A 14,007-nucleotide genomic window follows, 5' to 3' on the forward strand; every position below is an offset into this window, starting at 1 on the left:
GCCGCGTGATTCGCATTGTTTGCTGTTGCACACGTCCTTGGCGTTGATGGTAAGGGCTAGATGTTTCAGGACGCCGAGCTATGCGCCAATCTCCACCCTGGTTTCAGCATCACGAATCCCGCCTGCTGGTCCCAGCCCTCTGCCTGCTCTGGTCGATGCTGGCTGGCGGTTGCGCGACGACCGCGGCGTCGCACGCGCCCGATGCCATCGAGAAAACCTCGCCCGCATCGACACCCGAGGCGACGCAGTTTATTCCGGTCGTGCGCTCTGGGCGCTACACCTTGGTGGAACTCGCCCCGATGACAGCGCAGCGCGACCTGCTGCTACAGACCGTCGATGTCTCAATGCCCGAAGAAGCCCGCGCCACGGTCGGCGACGGACTTCGGCATGTACTCAAGCGCAGCGGCTACCAACTCTGCGAGACAGGGCAAGCCGTGATCGAGTTGTACGCGCTACCGATGCCGGCGGCGCACTTGAATCTGGGCCCCCTGACACTGCGCGATGCGCTGCTCACGCTCGCCGGTCCGTCCTGGGAGCTGCGTGTGGATGACCGCACGCGCCGAGTCTGCTTCGAGCAGGTCAGCGGCGACGCTACCGCGCCGGCGCCCGGACAACCTGCCGCCGACGCGATGCAGACGTTTCCTTTCTCGGGAGGCCAACCATGAACAACGTCTCACAGTCTTCCTGGCGCGCGACTGCCGCCGTAGTTGTGCAAAGTCTGCTCTGGCTTTGGCTGATCAGCCTGAGCGTCTTCGCTGTCCTGAACCATCAAACGATGAACAATCTGGCCGACCGGGAGCGCGTCGATTCCAGCATGCAGCGTCTCGAAACGCAGATCGCTAGACTCACCGAGACCACCAAAGCCTTGCAGCAGCGACCAGCAGCCGCGACCGCCGCCGGCTTGCAAGATATCCGGCAGGCCCTGGATGCCCGCATCGCACATATCGAACAGACGCTGTTCGGCCTTGCCGCCATGGACGATCTTCAGGCGCTGCGCGCCGAGGTCGAGCAGATCAAAACACGACAGGCATCCGCAAAGCCGCGTTCGCAGAACAAGTCCACTGCCGCCAAGCCTGAGCCTACCCCACTGCCGTTCCGCATCGTGGGTGCCGAGTTGCGCGCCGGCCAGCGCAGCGTAGCCGCCGCCCCATCATCGGGAAATTTCACCGCCGACCAAGTGCAGGTACTGCTGCCCGGCGACGCGTTTGGTTCTTGGCGCTTGCAGGCCATCGACGGGAATACCGCCGTGTTCCAGGACGGCGAGAAGACCCGCCGTGTGGCGATTCCCTAACGCAGAGACCATGCGATGAAACACCATCCCATCCTGATCTTCTCGCTGCTGGCGGCGCTGCATCTGTCGGCCTCGGCCCAGGAGCCTGCCACAGCCCAGTCCCGTAATGCGCCCAACCAGGAGCGCCCCCTCGACGACCATATGGCGCGCGACTGGGGACTGCAACCGCAGGAATGGGCACGCTACCAGGAGCTGATGAAGGGGCCACTGGGCATCCAATCGCCCAACGTGGACCCACTGACCGCGTTAGGTATCGAAGCTCGCTCGGACGAAGAACGACGCCGCTACGCGGAGCTGCAAGTCCAGGTCGAGGCGCGCCGCGTCGAGAAACTGCTCGCCTACCAGCGCGCCTACGACGAAGCCTGGCAGCGGCTGAACCCCGGTATGCAGCGTGTGAACCTGCCCGATGACAAGCCGAGTGCCACCGCGCGCGGCAGCGGTCGCACAGCGGTGTTCGTCAAGGATGGCTGCGCGACCTGCGAGCAGCTTGTGCAGCGTCTGCAAACCTCGGGGGGCGAATTCGACCTGTACATGGTTGGCAGTCGCCAGGACGACGCGCGTATCCGCGAATGGGCCAAGCGCGCCCAGATCGACCCGGCACGGGTGCGCAGTGGCAGCATCACGCTCAACCACGATGGCGGTCGCTGGCTGTCGCTGGGTGTACCTGGCGACCTGCCGGCCGTCGTGCGCGAGGTAAATGGCCAATGGCAGCGTCAGCCGTAGCCGCTCCTCCCCTCTTGCGGCCCCTGCGAGCAGTGGTGCTCTCTGCCGGCCTTTGTGTCTGCGCTGCCCAAGCCCAAGAGGTTCCGCCACCGGCCTACCAACTTGCTGCGCAACGGGCGGGCATTCCCTCGACCGTGCTCTACGCCGTGGCTTTGCAAGAGAGCGGCATCCAGCGCAAAGGACGCAATGTTCCATGGCCGTGGTCCCTCAACATCGCCGGGCAGTCACGCCGCTTCGCCACGCGCGCCGACGCCTGTTCCAGCTTGCAGCAGGCGATGCGCTCCACGCCGCACACGCGCATCGACGCCGGCTTGGGCCAAATCAACCTGGGCTACCACAAGCAGCGCTTCACCAGTACGTGCGACCTGCTGGACCCTTACCGAAACCTTGCGATCGCAGCCGAAATCCTGAAGGAGCAACACGTACCCGGCGAAGACTGGCTGCTCGCGATCGGCCGATACCACCGCCCCGCCGGCGGCGAGCCTGCCGCCCGCTACCGGCGCAGTGTGTCCCGCCACCTCACCCGTGTGCAGGGCGCGCGTCCAACCGCCGCGGTGATCGCCGCGAGCCAGGAGATCTCCCCATGATGAAATTCCATCTGACTCTGCGGGGCCTGCTCATGCTGCTGGCGGCCCTGCCGTTGGCCTCGTATGCCGGCGAGCCAATGATCGTGGTCGAGGACCGTGGCGGAGCGTCGGCGCTGCCGTACTACGAAGCCCTCAACCTCCAGCCGCGGGCCGATGGCGCGGCGCGGTCGCCCATCCCGACACCCCAGGTTCCCGCGACACCCGCAGACGAGGCCGCGATGCTGCCGGTGCGCAGCGCCAGGCTCACGCCCGGTACCGTCGCGCGGCGGGTAATCGAGGCACCCGGCCTTCGGCCTTTCGTGATCGTCGGCGACGACAAGGCTTCCCAGGACTGGCTGCGGCGCCATGCGGCCTCGTTGCACGAGCGTCGCGCCGTCGGCCTGGTGGTCAATGTCGAGACCGTGCAGGCCTTGACGCGGCTGCGCACGCTGGTGCCTGGCGTGCCGCTCGCGCCCGTGTCCGGCGACGACCTGGCCGAACGCCTGGGCCTGCGGCACTACCCGGCGCTGATCACCGCCACCAGCATCGAGCAATGAGGCCATGTCGGGGAAACAGCCGGTTGAAGTTCTGCTTCGCCCAGCGGTGGAGCTATACACCGTCGCAGCGTGTGCAGGCGCCGCGTTTCTGTCCTTGGTGGCCCCGTGGTCGCTGGCGCTGAGCCCGGCCATGGGCGTCGGCAGCGCGCTGGCATTCAGTGCCTACGGCGCGATCCGCTATCGCGATGCCCGCATCATCCTGCGTTACCGGCGCAACATCCGCCGCCTGCCGCGCTATGTGATGACGAGCAAGGACGTGCCGGTCAGCCAGCAGCGACTCTTCATCGGCAGGGGCTTTCTGTGGGAGCAGAAACACACCCATCGGCTGATGCAGACGTACCGGCCTGAGTTCCGCCGCTACGTTGAACCGACACCCGCATATCGACTGGCAAGGCGCCTGGAAGAGCGACTGGAGTTCGCGCCGTTTCCGCTTTCGCGTCTGCCCAGGCTCACGGGCTGGAATGCGCCTTTCAACCCGGTGCGACCGCTGCCGCTCGTGGGCGGCCTCCCACGGCTACATGGCATCGAACCGGAGGAAGTGGACGTCAGTCTGCCGCTGGGCGAACGCGTCGGGCACTCCCTAGTGCTGGGCACGACGCGCGTGGGGAAGACCAGACTGGCCGAGTTGTTCATCACCCAGGACATCCGCCGAAAGAACGCCGCAAGCGAGCATGAAGTCGTCATTGTCATCGACCCCAAGGGCGATGCCGATCTCCTGAAGCGGATGTACCTGGAGGCCAAACGCGCGGGCCGCGAAGGCGAGTTCTACGTTTTTCATTTGGGATGGCCGGAGATTTCCGCGCGCTACAACGCCGTGGGGCGCTTCGGGCGCATCTCGGAAGTCGCAACCCGCGTTGCCGGCCAGCTCTCCGGCGAAGGCAACAGCGCGGCTTTCCGCGAGTTCGCTTGGCGCTTCGTGAACATCATCGCCCGGGCATTGGTGGAACTTGGGCAGCGCCCGGACTACATGCTGATCCAGCGACACGTCATCAATATCGACGCGCTGTTCATCGAGTACGCCCAGCATTACTTCGCGAAGACGGAGCCCAAGGCGTGGGAGGTAATCGTCCAGATCGAGGCCAAGCTCAACGAGAAGAACATCCCCCGCAACATGATCGGGCGCGAGAAACGTGTGGTGGCGCTGGAGCAGTACCTTTCCCAGGCGCGCAACTACGACCCGGTGCTGGATGGCCTGCGCTCAGCTGTGCGGTACGACAAAACGTACTTCGACAAGATCGTCGCCAGCCTCTTGCCACTGCTTGAGAAGCTCACCAGCGGCAAGATCGCGCAGCTCTTGGCGCCGAACTATTCCGACCTGGCAGACCCGCGGCCAATCTTCGATTGGATGCAGGTGATCAGGAAGCGTGCCTTGGTCTACGTGGGTCTGGATGCGCTGTCCGACGCCGAAGTCGCCGCAGCGGTCGGCAACTCGATGTTCAGCGATCTCGTCTCGGTCGCAGGCCACATCTACAAGCACGGAATCGACGACGGCCTGCCAGGGACATCGGCCAGCGCGCGGGTGCCAATCAACATCCACGCCGACGAGTTCAACGAACTGATGGGCGACGAGTTCATTCCGCTCATCAACAAGGGCGGCGGTGCCGGGCTGCAGGTCACCGCATACACGCAGACGCTCTCGGACATCGAGGCCCGCATTGGCAGTCGGGCCAAAGCCGGTCAAGTGATCGGCAACTTCAACAACCTGTTTATGTTGCGGGTCCGGGAGACGGCCACGGCCGAACTCCTGACTAGGCAACTGCCCAAAGTCGAGGTTTATAGCACCACCATCGTCTCGGGCGCGACCGACAGTTCAGACATCCGTGGTGCGACCGACTTTACGTCGAACACGCAGGACCGTATCAGTATGTCCAGCGTGCCGATGATCGAGCCATCGCACGTGGTGGGTCTACCCAAAGGACAGTGCTTCGCGCTGCTGCAGGGCGGTCAGCTCTGGAAGATCAGAATGCCGCTGCCGGCCCCTGCCCCCGATGAGGTCATGCCGCAGGATCTGCAACAGCTCGCTGGCTATATGCGCCAGAGCTACACCGACACCACGCAGTGGTGGCAGTTCACCAGTTCTCCGGTCATACAGGACACAGCCTTGCCCAGCGACCTGCTTGATGAGGCGGTCACCGCTGTGCCCAACGCCGATGCCAGGGCTATAGACGACGCCGGCAACGAGTCCTCGCCATGAAAGACGTCGCCTCAACCGCGCAGCGAGAGCAGAACCAGAGTCAAGGCCTGATCGTCAGCACCCTTACGCTGCCGTTTCGGCTGCTCGGAGTGCTGATCGGCGCGCTGCTATTTTCGATCGTCATGGAGTGTGTCGGCATGCACCTATTCTGGAAGGATCAGGGCTGGCGGCACTCCCAACAGATGTTGCAGTACGAACTAGGGCACCTCTCCAACCACTTCACGCGCAGCCTGGTCGTGCAGGAGCCAGGGCGCACGGCGCATGAGCTGGTGGATACGGGCTACGAATGGGTGTTCGTACGCTCGGGACTGCTGGAACGCATGAGCCAGACCGCCGAGCGCGCCCGCGCGCCAAGCCAGGGGCAAACGCACAACTTTCGCTACTACATCAGCCTGGTCTATGTCTGGACCGAGAGCTATCTGATCGCCGCGGCGTTCACGACGCTGACCTTCGTTGTGCGCCTGCTTATTCTGGTGCTTACGCTGCCGTTGATCTTGACGGCGGCATTCGTGGGCCTGATCGACGGTTTGGTACGGAGGGATGTACGCCGGTTCGGCGCGGGCCGCGAATCAGGCTTCCTATACCACCGTGCAAAAGCCAGCCTGATGCCGCTGGCGGTGCTGCCATGGGTCACATACCTGGCGCTGCCGATCTCGGTGCATCCATTGCTGATTCTGCTGCCCAGTGCGGCCTTGCTGGGACTGGCTGTGAGCCTGACTGCGGGCAGTTTTAAGAAGTACCTGTAGCACCAGTGCTCTCAAGAGGGGCGTTAGGCAGAATTTGCCTTTAGCACAGCACCCGTAGAACCTTCCCGCCCGCAAACCTGGCAGCGAGACCATCAATCAGGTCAATCTCAGGTTCCTATTGTTTGCGGCTCGAAGCCGCCCCGATCTCCACCATCGAGCCATTGCTGATTTCACAGGAATGGCGCGATGGTGGCTTCGATCTGGCTGCGCGCCGCGCATCGCGGCGTACCCAATGTTCTCGCAATGGCCCTCTTGATGGGGCTGTCCCCGACGTCCTTTGCCGAGTCTCCGGCACAGCGCCAGGAGCTGGTCGCCGCGCTGCGCCAACTCGATGCGCTGGAGCGCACCGTCGCGGACAGCGCCGCGCATGCCCCCGTCACGCCGGGCGAGCGCTACCACTTCGACTATCCGCGTCTCCAGGCTGATCTGGCGCGCGTGCGCACCGGTATCCGGGATCACCTCACTCCTTCGCGTGCCCAGCCGCGCGATCCCTCCGAACTGGCCGGCGACTACCGCACCGAGCAGGGAGCCGAGCCGCCGCGTGCGACCGCGGAGGAACAGCCATGAACGCCGCCCAGGTATCGGCATTCCAGGCCAACAGCGGTATCGCGCCTTCCGCGATGGCGACCGTCCTGGTCGGCGTCGTCTTCGCGGTCCTGCTCGTCTGGGGCGTCTGGGCCATCCGAACGGCCTACGTGGGGTGGTCCGAGAGCCGCCTCAATCAACGCCAGTTCCTCGGCGTGTGCATCCGCTTCGTCGCGATGTACCTCGTCCTGAGTTTCTTCCTACTCTCCTGACCTGAAAGGACTGACCATGCAAAGCCGCATCCTCACTTCCCGTCTTGCTCAGCGTGCCACTGTGGCCCTGGGCGCAGCCGCGCTGCCCGCGCTGTCGTTCGCACAGGGACTGCCGCAACTGGAGAACCCCACGCGCGGCGCCGGCAACGGCATCATGGAGACCATCCGCAATTACGGCTACGACATCATCATGCTCGTAGCCTTGCTGGTCGTGGCGTCGATGTTCATCGGCGTCTGCTACCACGCATACGGCACCTACGCGGAAATCCACACCGGCCGCAAAACTTGGGGTCAGTTCGGACTCACCGTCGCCATCGGTGCAGTGCTGCTCGTGATCGGTATCTGGCTCCTAACCGAAGCCACCGGCATCCTTTAAGGGGACTGGTCATGTCCGAGCACGAACACGTCCGCGCTGACGGAACGGTGACGTTCCTTCCGCACCGGCTCAACCGTCATCCCGTGGTTGTGCGCGGCCTCACTGCCGACGAGTTGTGGATTTGCTGCTTTCTGTCCGGCGGCGTAGGTCTGCTGGTCGGCGCGCCGCTGTCATGGGTGTTCCGCACGATCGCGCTAGCGCCCACGTTCGTTGTATTAGGCGTGGCCCTCGGCCTATTCATCGGCGGCGGAATCCTGCGCCGCCTCAAGCGCGGCCGGCCGGATACCTGGCTTTACAGGCAATTGCAGTGGCGAATCGCCACGCGCCATCCGCTCGCCGCTGGCTGGGTGGGCGGGCATATGCTGATCTCGCGCTCAGGCTTCTGGTCCACTCATAGGTCCATGACAAGGGGCGCACGATGAGCCGTTTCAAGAACGAGATCACCCATCTCCAGGCGCACATCAAAACGCTTCGTCTGGGAGCTGGTGCGCTGGTGATCGTCGCCCTCGTGATGGGCGGCGGCTGGTGGAGCGCACCGCGCGACTTGACGATCCACGTCCCCCCAGACTTGCGTTCGGGGAGTACTCGCAAATGGTGGGAGGTTCCACCTGAATCGGTCTATGCCTTCACGTTCTACGTGTTCCAGCAATTGAATCGTTGGCCGACCAATGGCGAAGAAGACTACCCGCGAAACCTGCATGCGCTTTCGCCGTACCTCACGCCGTCTTGCCAAGCCTTTCTGCGTGCCGACTTCGATTACCGGCGCAACACGGGCGAACTGCGGCAACGTGTGCGCGGCATCTACGAAATCCCTGGCCGCGGCTATGGCGATGATCCCACCGCCCGGGTGCGCGTGGTTTCCGACCGCGACTGGGTGGTGACGCTGGACATCAGCGCCGACGAATACTACGGCGAGGAGCAGGTCAAGCGCGCCCTGGTGCGCTACCCCATCAAAGTCACGCGTGTGGATGTCGATCCCTCGCGCAACCCATTCGGCCTGGCACTCGATTGCTATGACGGCACGCCCCAGCGCATCAGTGCACCGGAGTCGGCCCGTCCAGCAGCTGGCGGCCTGCCTGCGCAAGCGCCTCAAGGAGAAACACCATGAAGCACTCTGTACTCGCGCTGCTGGGGCTGCTGGGGCTGCTGACCATGGCCTCGACTCCTGCCTCCCAGGCCGTGGAAATTTTGCGTTGGGAACGCATGCCGCTGGCGGTGCCACTGAAGGTCGGCCAGGAGCGCATCGTGTTCATCGACCGGAACGTGCGCGTCGGCGTGCCTGCGGGCGTGGGCGAACGCCTGCGCGTGCAGAGCGCAGGCGGCGCGGTGTACCTGCGCGCAAACGAGCCTATCGAACCCACGCGGCTGCAGCTGCAAGACGCCAACACCGGGGCATTGATCCTGCTGGACATTGCTGCCGAGCCGGCCAAGGATGGCGAGCCTGCGCTGGAGCCGGTGCGCATCGTCGAGAGCGCTGCGCCCACCGCGCGCTACGGCGATCAGCCGGCCGGTGACGACAAGGCGCCAGTGGCCGCCGATCAACAGGCCGATGAACGGTCCCCCCGGCGAGAAACGCCCATCCCGGTGGTACTCACACGCTTTGCCGCGCAGCACCTATACGCGCCGCTGCGCACCGTCGAACCGCTGCCGGGCGTCATGCGGATCAACCTGCGCCGGGACCTGAACCTTGGTACCTTGATGCCGACGCTGCCGGTACGTGCCACCGCCCTCGCCTCGTGGCGGCTGGAAGACCAATGGGTGACGGCCGTTCGCCTCACCAACACCAGCACCGGCTGGATCACGCTCGACCCGCGCGTGCTGCAAGGCGATTTCCTCACCGCGACCTTCCAGCATGAGGCACTCGGCCCGCGCGGCACGCCCGAGGACACCACCGTTCTGTACCTGGTGACGCGCGGGCACGGCCTCGCGCAGTCACTTTTGCCTGCCATCCAGCGCTTCGACCCGGCCACACATTTGCCGCAGCCGGAAGCCAACGACGAGGCCCCGATGGACGGCAAGGAGGTCCGCAATGCGCAGTAACGGACTCCTGAAGTGGCTGATGATTCCTGTGGCCCTGCTGGTGCTGTTCGTCGGTATTCGGCTGTTCCCCAGCGGCGGGGCGTCGGCTCCGCCCCAATCCGACACAGGTAACCAACTCACACCCGAAGAGATGAAGGCCTTGGGCATTGCGGGCGATACCCCGCGCGACACTGTGGCAACGCTCGTCGCCCAGGTAAAGCAACTGCGCACCGAGCTTCAAACCGCGCTGTCAGACAACAAGTCCCAGCGCGAGGAAAACCAGCGCCTGCGCCAGCGCGAGAACTCGATCGACCAGCGCATCAACTCGGCGCTGGAAACCGAACGCTCGAGCCTGCGCCGCGACCAGCAACAGGCGACCAGTGAACGCCAGCAGACCGAGGGTCTGCTCGCCGACCTGCAGCGGCGTTTGGATAGCATCGGCGGACGCGGGGGCGGCAATACCGATCTGCCAGTGGGCCTGGGGCTGCACGACGGCGACCAGGTCGGGATGGAAGGCGGCATGCGCTGGGTGGATCCGGACGACAAGAAGCCCGACGACGGCCGCAATGGCAGCCGTGGCGCGAATAGCGGCACGAACTTTCCGACCAGTTTCGGCCCTGCGCAGAGCACGCTGGACACTCCAGAGCAAACCGCACCGAAGGCGGTCGAGGACTCCGCTGCGGCCAAAAACACCAAACCCATATACACCGTGCCGACGAACTCGACGCTCATAGGATCGGTGGCAATGACGGCGCTGATTGGCCGCGTCCCAATCGACGGAACCGTGAACGACCCATACCCCTTCAAAGTCCTCGTCGGCCCCGACAATCTCACCGCCAACGGCATCGACATTCCTGACGTGGCCGGTGCAGTGTTCAGCGGCACGGCTTCGGGGGACTGGACGCTTTCATGCGTGCGCGGCCAGGTGCGCAGCATCACCTTCGTCTTTCATGATGGAACGATCCGCACGATTCCCGAAGATCGCGACGGCAACCAGCAAAACAATCAGCAGCAAAACTCACAAAGTGGGGGCCTGGGTTGGATCAGCGATCCCTACGGCATTCCATGCGTCAGCGGAGAACGGCGCAGCAATGCGCAGCAGTACCTCGGCTCGCAAGCCCTTATCACGGCGGCCGGTGCAGGCATGGCCTCACTCATCAAGAGCGACAGCGGCCAGATGTCCTACGTGGGCTCGGACGGCTCCATTGGCACCGTAGGCATCACCGGTCAGGAAGCGGTCGGTCGGATTCTCGCGGGTGGTGTCAAGGAGATGTCGAACTGGGTCAACAAACTGTACGGCCAAGCCTTCGCCGCCGTCTATGTCCAGCCCGGCGCCAAGGTCGCCGTCCACCTCGAAAAACCGCTCGCCATCGACTTCGATCCCGAAGGTCGCAAGGTTGATCACCGCGCAGGAGAAAATCATGCTCTCGATCTTGACTAAGGGACTTGCGCTGGCCCTCCTCTTCGCGCTGCTGGGCGGCTGCGCCACCAACAAAGAGGATCTGCTGACCCACGGCGACCACACGATGATGGACATCTGGCAGCAGGAGGCCAGCGGCGGCGCGGTGGGTGGTGCCGGTCAGGTGGCGCGCCGCCAGTTGCTCGACGCACGCCAGAGCTTGCGCAGGCCTTTGACGGACGCCGACATGCAGGCCGCGCCGGCAGAGCAGATGCACTACACGCGCACGGCAAGCAACGAGGTCTATCGCCAGTTCCAACGCCTGCCGAACCCCGACCTGGTGATGTACGTGTTCCCGCACTTGGCGGGCACGGACCCCGTGCCGGTTCCTGGCTACACGACAGTCTTCCCGCTGTACCAGCGCGTGCAGTACGCGATGCCGGGCGAGCGCGTGGAGGACTACTGATGCGCTGGAAACTCCTCTGGCCGAAGCTGAACGCATCCGGCGCAAGCGACGACGATCAATCGGACGGCTGGCAGCGCCACGTAGAGGCCTTGCGCAAGGCCGGCATTCCGGAACCTGGCGCGGCGGTTCAGGGCGGTAGGCCGGCAACCATAGGGGACGAGCAGGCGCTTTACGACGTCGCGCCATCGTTCGTTGAACTGCTGCCATGGGTGGAGTTTCTGCCTCACTCGAAGTCCATGCTGCTGGAGGACGGGCAGTCGGTGGCAGCCTTCTTCGAGCTGGTGCCCCTTGGCACCGAGGGCCGGGAACCCGGCTGGCTCGCGCATGCCCGCGATGCGCTCGAAAACGCCCTGCAGGACAGCTTCGATGAACTAGACGAGAACCCCTGGGTGCTCCAGCTATACGCACAGGACGAACCCTGCTTCGACCAGTACATGCAGACTCTGCGCGACTATGTGCAGCCGCGCGCCCGCAATACCGCTTTCACCGAGTTCTACCTTCGCTTCTTCGCGCATCACCTGCGCGCGGTGGCCAAGCCCGGAGGACTGTTCGAGGACACGGTGGTCACGCGGTTGCGTTGGCGCGGCCAGACGCGGCGCGTGCGTATGGTCGTCTATCGGCGCTCCATCGGACACGAGAGCCGTCGTGGTCAGACACCGGAGCAGATGCTCAACATCGTCTGTGACCGGCTGTGTGGTGGCCTGGCAAACGCCGGCATCCAGGCTCGGCGCATGATTGCAGCGGATGTGCACGATTGGCTACTGCGCTGGTTCAATCCGCGTCCCGCGCTACTTGGGCCTGACGCAGAGGACCGCGAGCGCTTCTATGCGCTAGCGCGCTACCCAGATGAGACCGAGCCCGGCGAAATCGAACTAGCAAGTGGGCGGGATTTCAGCCAGCGGCTGTTCTTCAGCCAACCGCGCTCCGATGTGGCGCACGGCACCTGGTACTTCGATGGCATGCCGCACCGCGTGCTGACCACCGACCGGCTGCGCATGCCGCCTGGCACAGGACACCTGACGGGCGAAACCCGTAAGGGCGATGCAATCAACACGCTGTTCGACCAAATGCCTGAAGACACTTTGATGTGTCTCACAGTGGTTGCCACGCCGCAGGATGTCCTCGAATCGGACTTGAACCATCTCGCGAAGAAAGCGGTTGGAGAAACCTTGGCATCGGAGCAGACGCTCAAGGACGTGCGTGAAGCCCGCTCCCTGATCGGCAGCGCGCACAAGCTCTACAGAGGCAGCCTGACGTTCTATCTGCGCGGCCGCGACGAGGCGGAACTGGACCGACGCGGCTTGGACTTGGCGAACGTGATGCTCAATGCCGGCTTGCAGCCGGTGCGCGAGGACGATGAGGTCGCGCCGCTCAACAGCTACCTGCGCTGGCTGCCCTGCTGCTACAACCCCGCCAAAGATCGGCGCAAGTGGTACACGCAACTGATGTTCGCCCAGCATTTGGCGAATTTGTCGCCCGTGTGGGGACGCGCCCAGGGCACAGGACACCCTGGCATCACGATGTTCAATCGCGGTGGCGGTCCGATCACCTTCGACCCACTCAATCGCCTGGACAGGCAGATGAACGCCCACCTGTTTCTCTTCGGGCCCACCGGCTCGGGCAAGAGCGCCACGCTCAATAACCTGCTCAACCAGGTCACTGCGCTCTACCGGCCACGACTCTTCGTTGTGGAAGCTGGCAACAGCTTCGGCTTGTTCAGCGACTTCGCCAAGCGCTTAGGCCTGACCGTAAATCGGGTCAAGCTGGCCCCTGGCTCGAGCATCAGCCTGGCGCCGTTCGCTGATGCGCGCCGGCTGATCGAAGCGCCGAGCGACATGCAGACACTCGATGCCGATGCGCTGGACGAAGACCTGCCACCGGATGCCTTAGCCATGGAGGCGGACGAGCAGCGCGACGTGCTCGGCGAACTGGAGATCACTGCCCGCCTGATGATTACGGGCGGCGAGGACAAAGAAGAAGCAAGAATGACGCGGGCAGATCGCTCACTGATCCGCCAGTGCATCCTCGATGCAGCCGAGTATTGCGTAGACGAAGAGCGCACGGTACTCACGCGCGACGTCCGCAACGCGCTTCGTACTCGCGGCCAAGACCCGACGCTGCCCGAGATGCGTCGCGTGCGGCTGCTGGAGATGGCAGACGCGATGGATATGTTCTGTCAAGGCACGGACGGCGAGATGTTCGACCGCGACGGTACGCCGTGGCCCGAGGCCGACATCACGCTGGTCGATCTAGCAACCTATGCCCGTGAAGGCTACAACGCTCAGCTGTCGATCGCTTACATCAGCCTCATCAGCACCGTCAACAATATCGCCGAGCGCGACCAATACCTCGGTCGGCCGATCATCAATGTCACGGATGAAGGGCACATCATTACGAAGAACCCGCTGCTCGCGCCTTACGTCGTGAAGATCACGAAGATGTGGCGCAAATTGGGTGCGTGGTTTTGGCTCGCGACGCAGAACATTGACGATCTACCTCGTGCCGCAGAACCCATGCTCAACATGATCGAGTGGTGGATCTGCCTGTCGATGCCGCCGGATGAGGTGGAGAAGATCGCGCGATTCCGCGAACTCTCGCCCGCTCAAAAGGCATTGATGCTGTCTGCCAGAAAAGAGGCCGGCAAGTTCACAGAGGGGGTCATTCTGTCGAAGTCGATGGAAGTGCTTTTCCGAGCCGTTCCGCCGAGCCTGTACCTCGCGCTGGCGCAAACAGAGCCCGAGGAAAAAGCAGAGCGCTACCAGCTCATGCAGCAATACGGCATCAGCGAATTGGACGCCGCCGTAACGGTAGCCGAGACGATCGACCAAGCGCGCGGCATCGAGTCGCCGACCCTAGACCTGCCGCAATAGTCG

At 64.0% G+C, this 14,007-nt stretch carries 16 protein-coding genes; all 16 read left to right on the forward strand.

Annotation, left to right across the window (positions count from 1 at the left end):
* The first annotated feature begins 80 nt into the window (after nucleotides 1–80).
* Nucleotides 81–665 (forward strand): PFGI-1 class ICE element type IV pilus protein PilL2, encoded by a 585-nt coding sequence (gene pilL2 / locus E4A48_RS08850; RefSeq protein WP_142742258.1) that lies wholly within the window; start codon nucleotides 81–83, stop codon nucleotides 663–665.
* A complete protein-coding gene (locus E4A48_RS08855) occupies nucleotides 662–1,291 on the forward strand; it encodes a hypothetical protein (protein ID WP_142742259.1) in 630 nt (209 codons plus the stop codon). Before pilL2 ends, E4A48_RS08855 begins: the two co-directional genes overlap by 4 nt.
* Nucleotides 1,292–1,306: 15 nt before the next feature.
* A complete protein-coding gene (locus tag E4A48_RS08860; RefSeq protein ID WP_142742260.1) occupies nucleotides 1,307–2,014 on the forward strand; it encodes a TIGR03759 family integrating conjugative element protein in 708 nt (235 codons plus the stop codon).
* Nucleotides 1,996–2,601, forward strand: coding sequence for a transglycosylase SLT domain-containing protein (locus E4A48_RS08865; protein ID WP_142742261.1), 606 nt, complete (start codon nucleotides 1,996–1,998; stop codon nucleotides 2,599–2,601). Before E4A48_RS08860 ends, E4A48_RS08865 begins: the two co-directional genes overlap by 19 nt.
* Complete coding sequence (locus tag E4A48_RS08870) at nucleotides 2,598–3,137, forward strand: integrating conjugative element protein (protein WP_025389708.1); 540 nt, start codon at nucleotides 2,598–2,600, stop codon at nucleotides 3,135–3,137. Before E4A48_RS08865 ends, E4A48_RS08870 begins: the two co-directional genes overlap by 4 nt.
* Nucleotides 3,138–3,141: 4 nt before the next feature.
* Nucleotides 3,142–5,331, forward strand: coding sequence for a type IV conjugative transfer system coupling protein TraD (gene traD / locus E4A48_RS08875; RefSeq protein ID WP_142742262.1), 2,190 nt, complete (start codon nucleotides 3,142–3,144; stop codon nucleotides 5,329–5,331).
* Entirely contained in the window at nucleotides 5,328–6,077 is a 750-nt protein-coding gene (locus E4A48_RS08880; RefSeq protein ID WP_142742263.1) for a TIGR03747 family integrating conjugative element membrane protein, read from the forward strand. Before traD ends, E4A48_RS08880 begins: the two co-directional genes overlap by 4 nt.
* A gap of 186 nt (nucleotides 6,078–6,263) precedes the next feature.
* Nucleotides 6,264–6,644: an integrative conjugative element protein, RAQPRD family gene (locus E4A48_RS08885; RefSeq protein ID WP_142742264.1), complete on the forward strand. Its 381-nt coding sequence runs from the start codon at nucleotides 6,264–6,266 to the stop codon at nucleotides 6,642–6,644.
* Complete coding sequence (locus E4A48_RS08890) at nucleotides 6,641–6,874, forward strand: TIGR03758 family integrating conjugative element protein (protein ID WP_025389702.1); 234 nt, start codon at nucleotides 6,641–6,643, stop codon at nucleotides 6,872–6,874. Before E4A48_RS08885 ends, E4A48_RS08890 begins: the two co-directional genes overlap by 4 nt.
* A gap of 16 nt (nucleotides 6,875–6,890) precedes the next feature.
* Nucleotides 6,891–7,250 (forward strand): TIGR03745 family integrating conjugative element membrane protein, encoded by a 360-nt coding sequence (locus E4A48_RS08895; protein ID WP_025389701.1) that lies wholly within the window; start codon nucleotides 6,891–6,893, stop codon nucleotides 7,248–7,250.
* Between the two features lie 11 nt (nucleotides 7,251–7,261).
* Nucleotides 7,262–7,672 (forward strand): TIGR03750 family conjugal transfer protein, encoded by a 411-nt coding sequence (locus tag E4A48_RS08900; protein WP_142742265.1) that lies wholly within the window; start codon nucleotides 7,262–7,264, stop codon nucleotides 7,670–7,672.
* Nucleotides 7,669–8,358: a PFL_4703 family integrating conjugative element protein gene (locus E4A48_RS08905; protein ID WP_142742266.1), complete on the forward strand. Its 690-nt coding sequence runs from the start codon at nucleotides 7,669–7,671 to the stop codon at nucleotides 8,356–8,358. Before E4A48_RS08900 ends, E4A48_RS08905 begins: the two co-directional genes overlap by 4 nt.
* Complete coding sequence (locus E4A48_RS08910; RefSeq protein ID WP_142742267.1) at nucleotides 8,355–9,290, forward strand: TIGR03749 family integrating conjugative element protein; 936 nt, start codon at nucleotides 8,355–8,357, stop codon at nucleotides 9,288–9,290. Before E4A48_RS08905 ends, E4A48_RS08910 begins: the two co-directional genes overlap by 4 nt.
* Nucleotides 9,280–10,710, forward strand: a complete 1,431-nt coding sequence (locus tag E4A48_RS08915; protein ID WP_142742268.1) for a TIGR03752 family integrating conjugative element protein — start codon at nucleotides 9,280–9,282, stop codon at nucleotides 10,708–10,710. Before E4A48_RS08910 ends, E4A48_RS08915 begins: the two co-directional genes overlap by 11 nt.
* Nucleotides 10,691–11,134, forward strand: a complete 444-nt coding sequence (locus tag E4A48_RS08920; protein WP_142742269.1) for a TIGR03751 family conjugal transfer lipoprotein — start codon at nucleotides 10,691–10,693, stop codon at nucleotides 11,132–11,134. The genes E4A48_RS08915 and E4A48_RS08920 overlap by 20 nt, the downstream gene beginning before the upstream one ends.
* A complete protein-coding gene (locus tag E4A48_RS08925) occupies nucleotides 11,134–14,004 on the forward strand; it encodes a conjugative transfer ATPase (protein WP_142742270.1) in 2,871 nt (956 codons plus the stop codon). Before E4A48_RS08920 ends, E4A48_RS08925 begins: the two co-directional genes overlap by 1 nt.
* The last annotated feature ends 3 nt before the right edge of the window (nucleotides 14,005–14,007 follow it).

Origin of the sequence: Xanthomonas translucens pv. cerealis (genome assembly GCF_006838285.1) — a bacterium.
In the GTDB taxonomy this organism is placed as follows: Bacteria; Pseudomonadota; Gammaproteobacteria; order Xanthomonadales; family Xanthomonadaceae; genus Xanthomonas_A; species Xanthomonas_A cerealis.

Bases quoted from the DNA above. Each gene is read 5' to 3' on its own strand.
- E4A48_RS08920 (WP_142742269.1), top strand. From the start codon at position 10,691: ATGCTCTCGATCTTGACTAAGGGACTTGCGCTGGCCCTCCTCTTCGCG.
- E4A48_RS08890 (WP_025389702.1), top strand. From the start codon at position 6,641: ATGAACGCCGCCCAGGTATCGGCATTCCAGGCCAACAGCGGTATCGCG.
- E4A48_RS08915 (WP_142742268.1), top strand. From the start codon at position 9,280: ATGCGCAGTAACGGACTCCTGAAGTGGCTGATGATTCCTGTGGCCCTG.
- traD (WP_142742262.1), top strand. From the start codon at position 3,142: ATGTCGGGGAAACAGCCGGTTGAAGTTCTGCTTCGCCCAGCGGTGGAG.
- E4A48_RS08870 (WP_025389708.1), top strand. From the start codon at position 2,598: ATGATGAAATTCCATCTGACTCTGCGGGGCCTGCTCATGCTGCTGGCG.
- E4A48_RS08855 (WP_142742259.1), top strand. From the start codon at position 662: ATGAACAACGTCTCACAGTCTTCCTGGCGCGCGACTGCCGCCGTAGTT.
- E4A48_RS08880 (WP_142742263.1), top strand. From the start codon at position 5,328: ATGAAAGACGTCGCCTCAACCGCGCAGCGAGAGCAGAACCAGAGTCAA.
- E4A48_RS08925 (WP_142742270.1), top strand. From the start codon at position 11,134: ATGCGCTGGAAACTCCTCTGGCCGAAGCTGAACGCATCCGGCGCAAGC.
- E4A48_RS08895 (WP_025389701.1), top strand. From the start codon at position 6,891: ATGCAAAGCCGCATCCTCACTTCCCGTCTTGCTCAGCGTGCCACTGTG.
- E4A48_RS08865 (WP_142742261.1), top strand. From the start codon at position 1,996: ATGGCAGCGTCAGCCGTAGCCGCTCCTCCCCTCTTGCGGCCCCTGCGA.
- E4A48_RS08885 (WP_142742264.1), top strand. From the start codon at position 6,264: ATGGTGGCTTCGATCTGGCTGCGCGCCGCGCATCGCGGCGTACCCAAT.
- E4A48_RS08860 (WP_142742260.1), top strand. From the start codon at position 1,307: ATGAAACACCATCCCATCCTGATCTTCTCGCTGCTGGCGGCGCTGCAT.
- E4A48_RS08905 (WP_142742266.1), top strand. From the start codon at position 7,669: ATGAGCCGTTTCAAGAACGAGATCACCCATCTCCAGGCGCACATCAAA.
- E4A48_RS08900 (WP_142742265.1), top strand. From the start codon at position 7,262: ATGTCCGAGCACGAACACGTCCGCGCTGACGGAACGGTGACGTTCCTT.
- E4A48_RS08910 (WP_142742267.1), top strand. From the start codon at position 8,355: ATGAAGCACTCTGTACTCGCGCTGCTGGGGCTGCTGGGGCTGCTGACC.
- pilL2 (WP_142742258.1), top strand. From the start codon at position 81: ATGCGCCAATCTCCACCCTGGTTTCAGCATCACGAATCCCGCCTGCTG.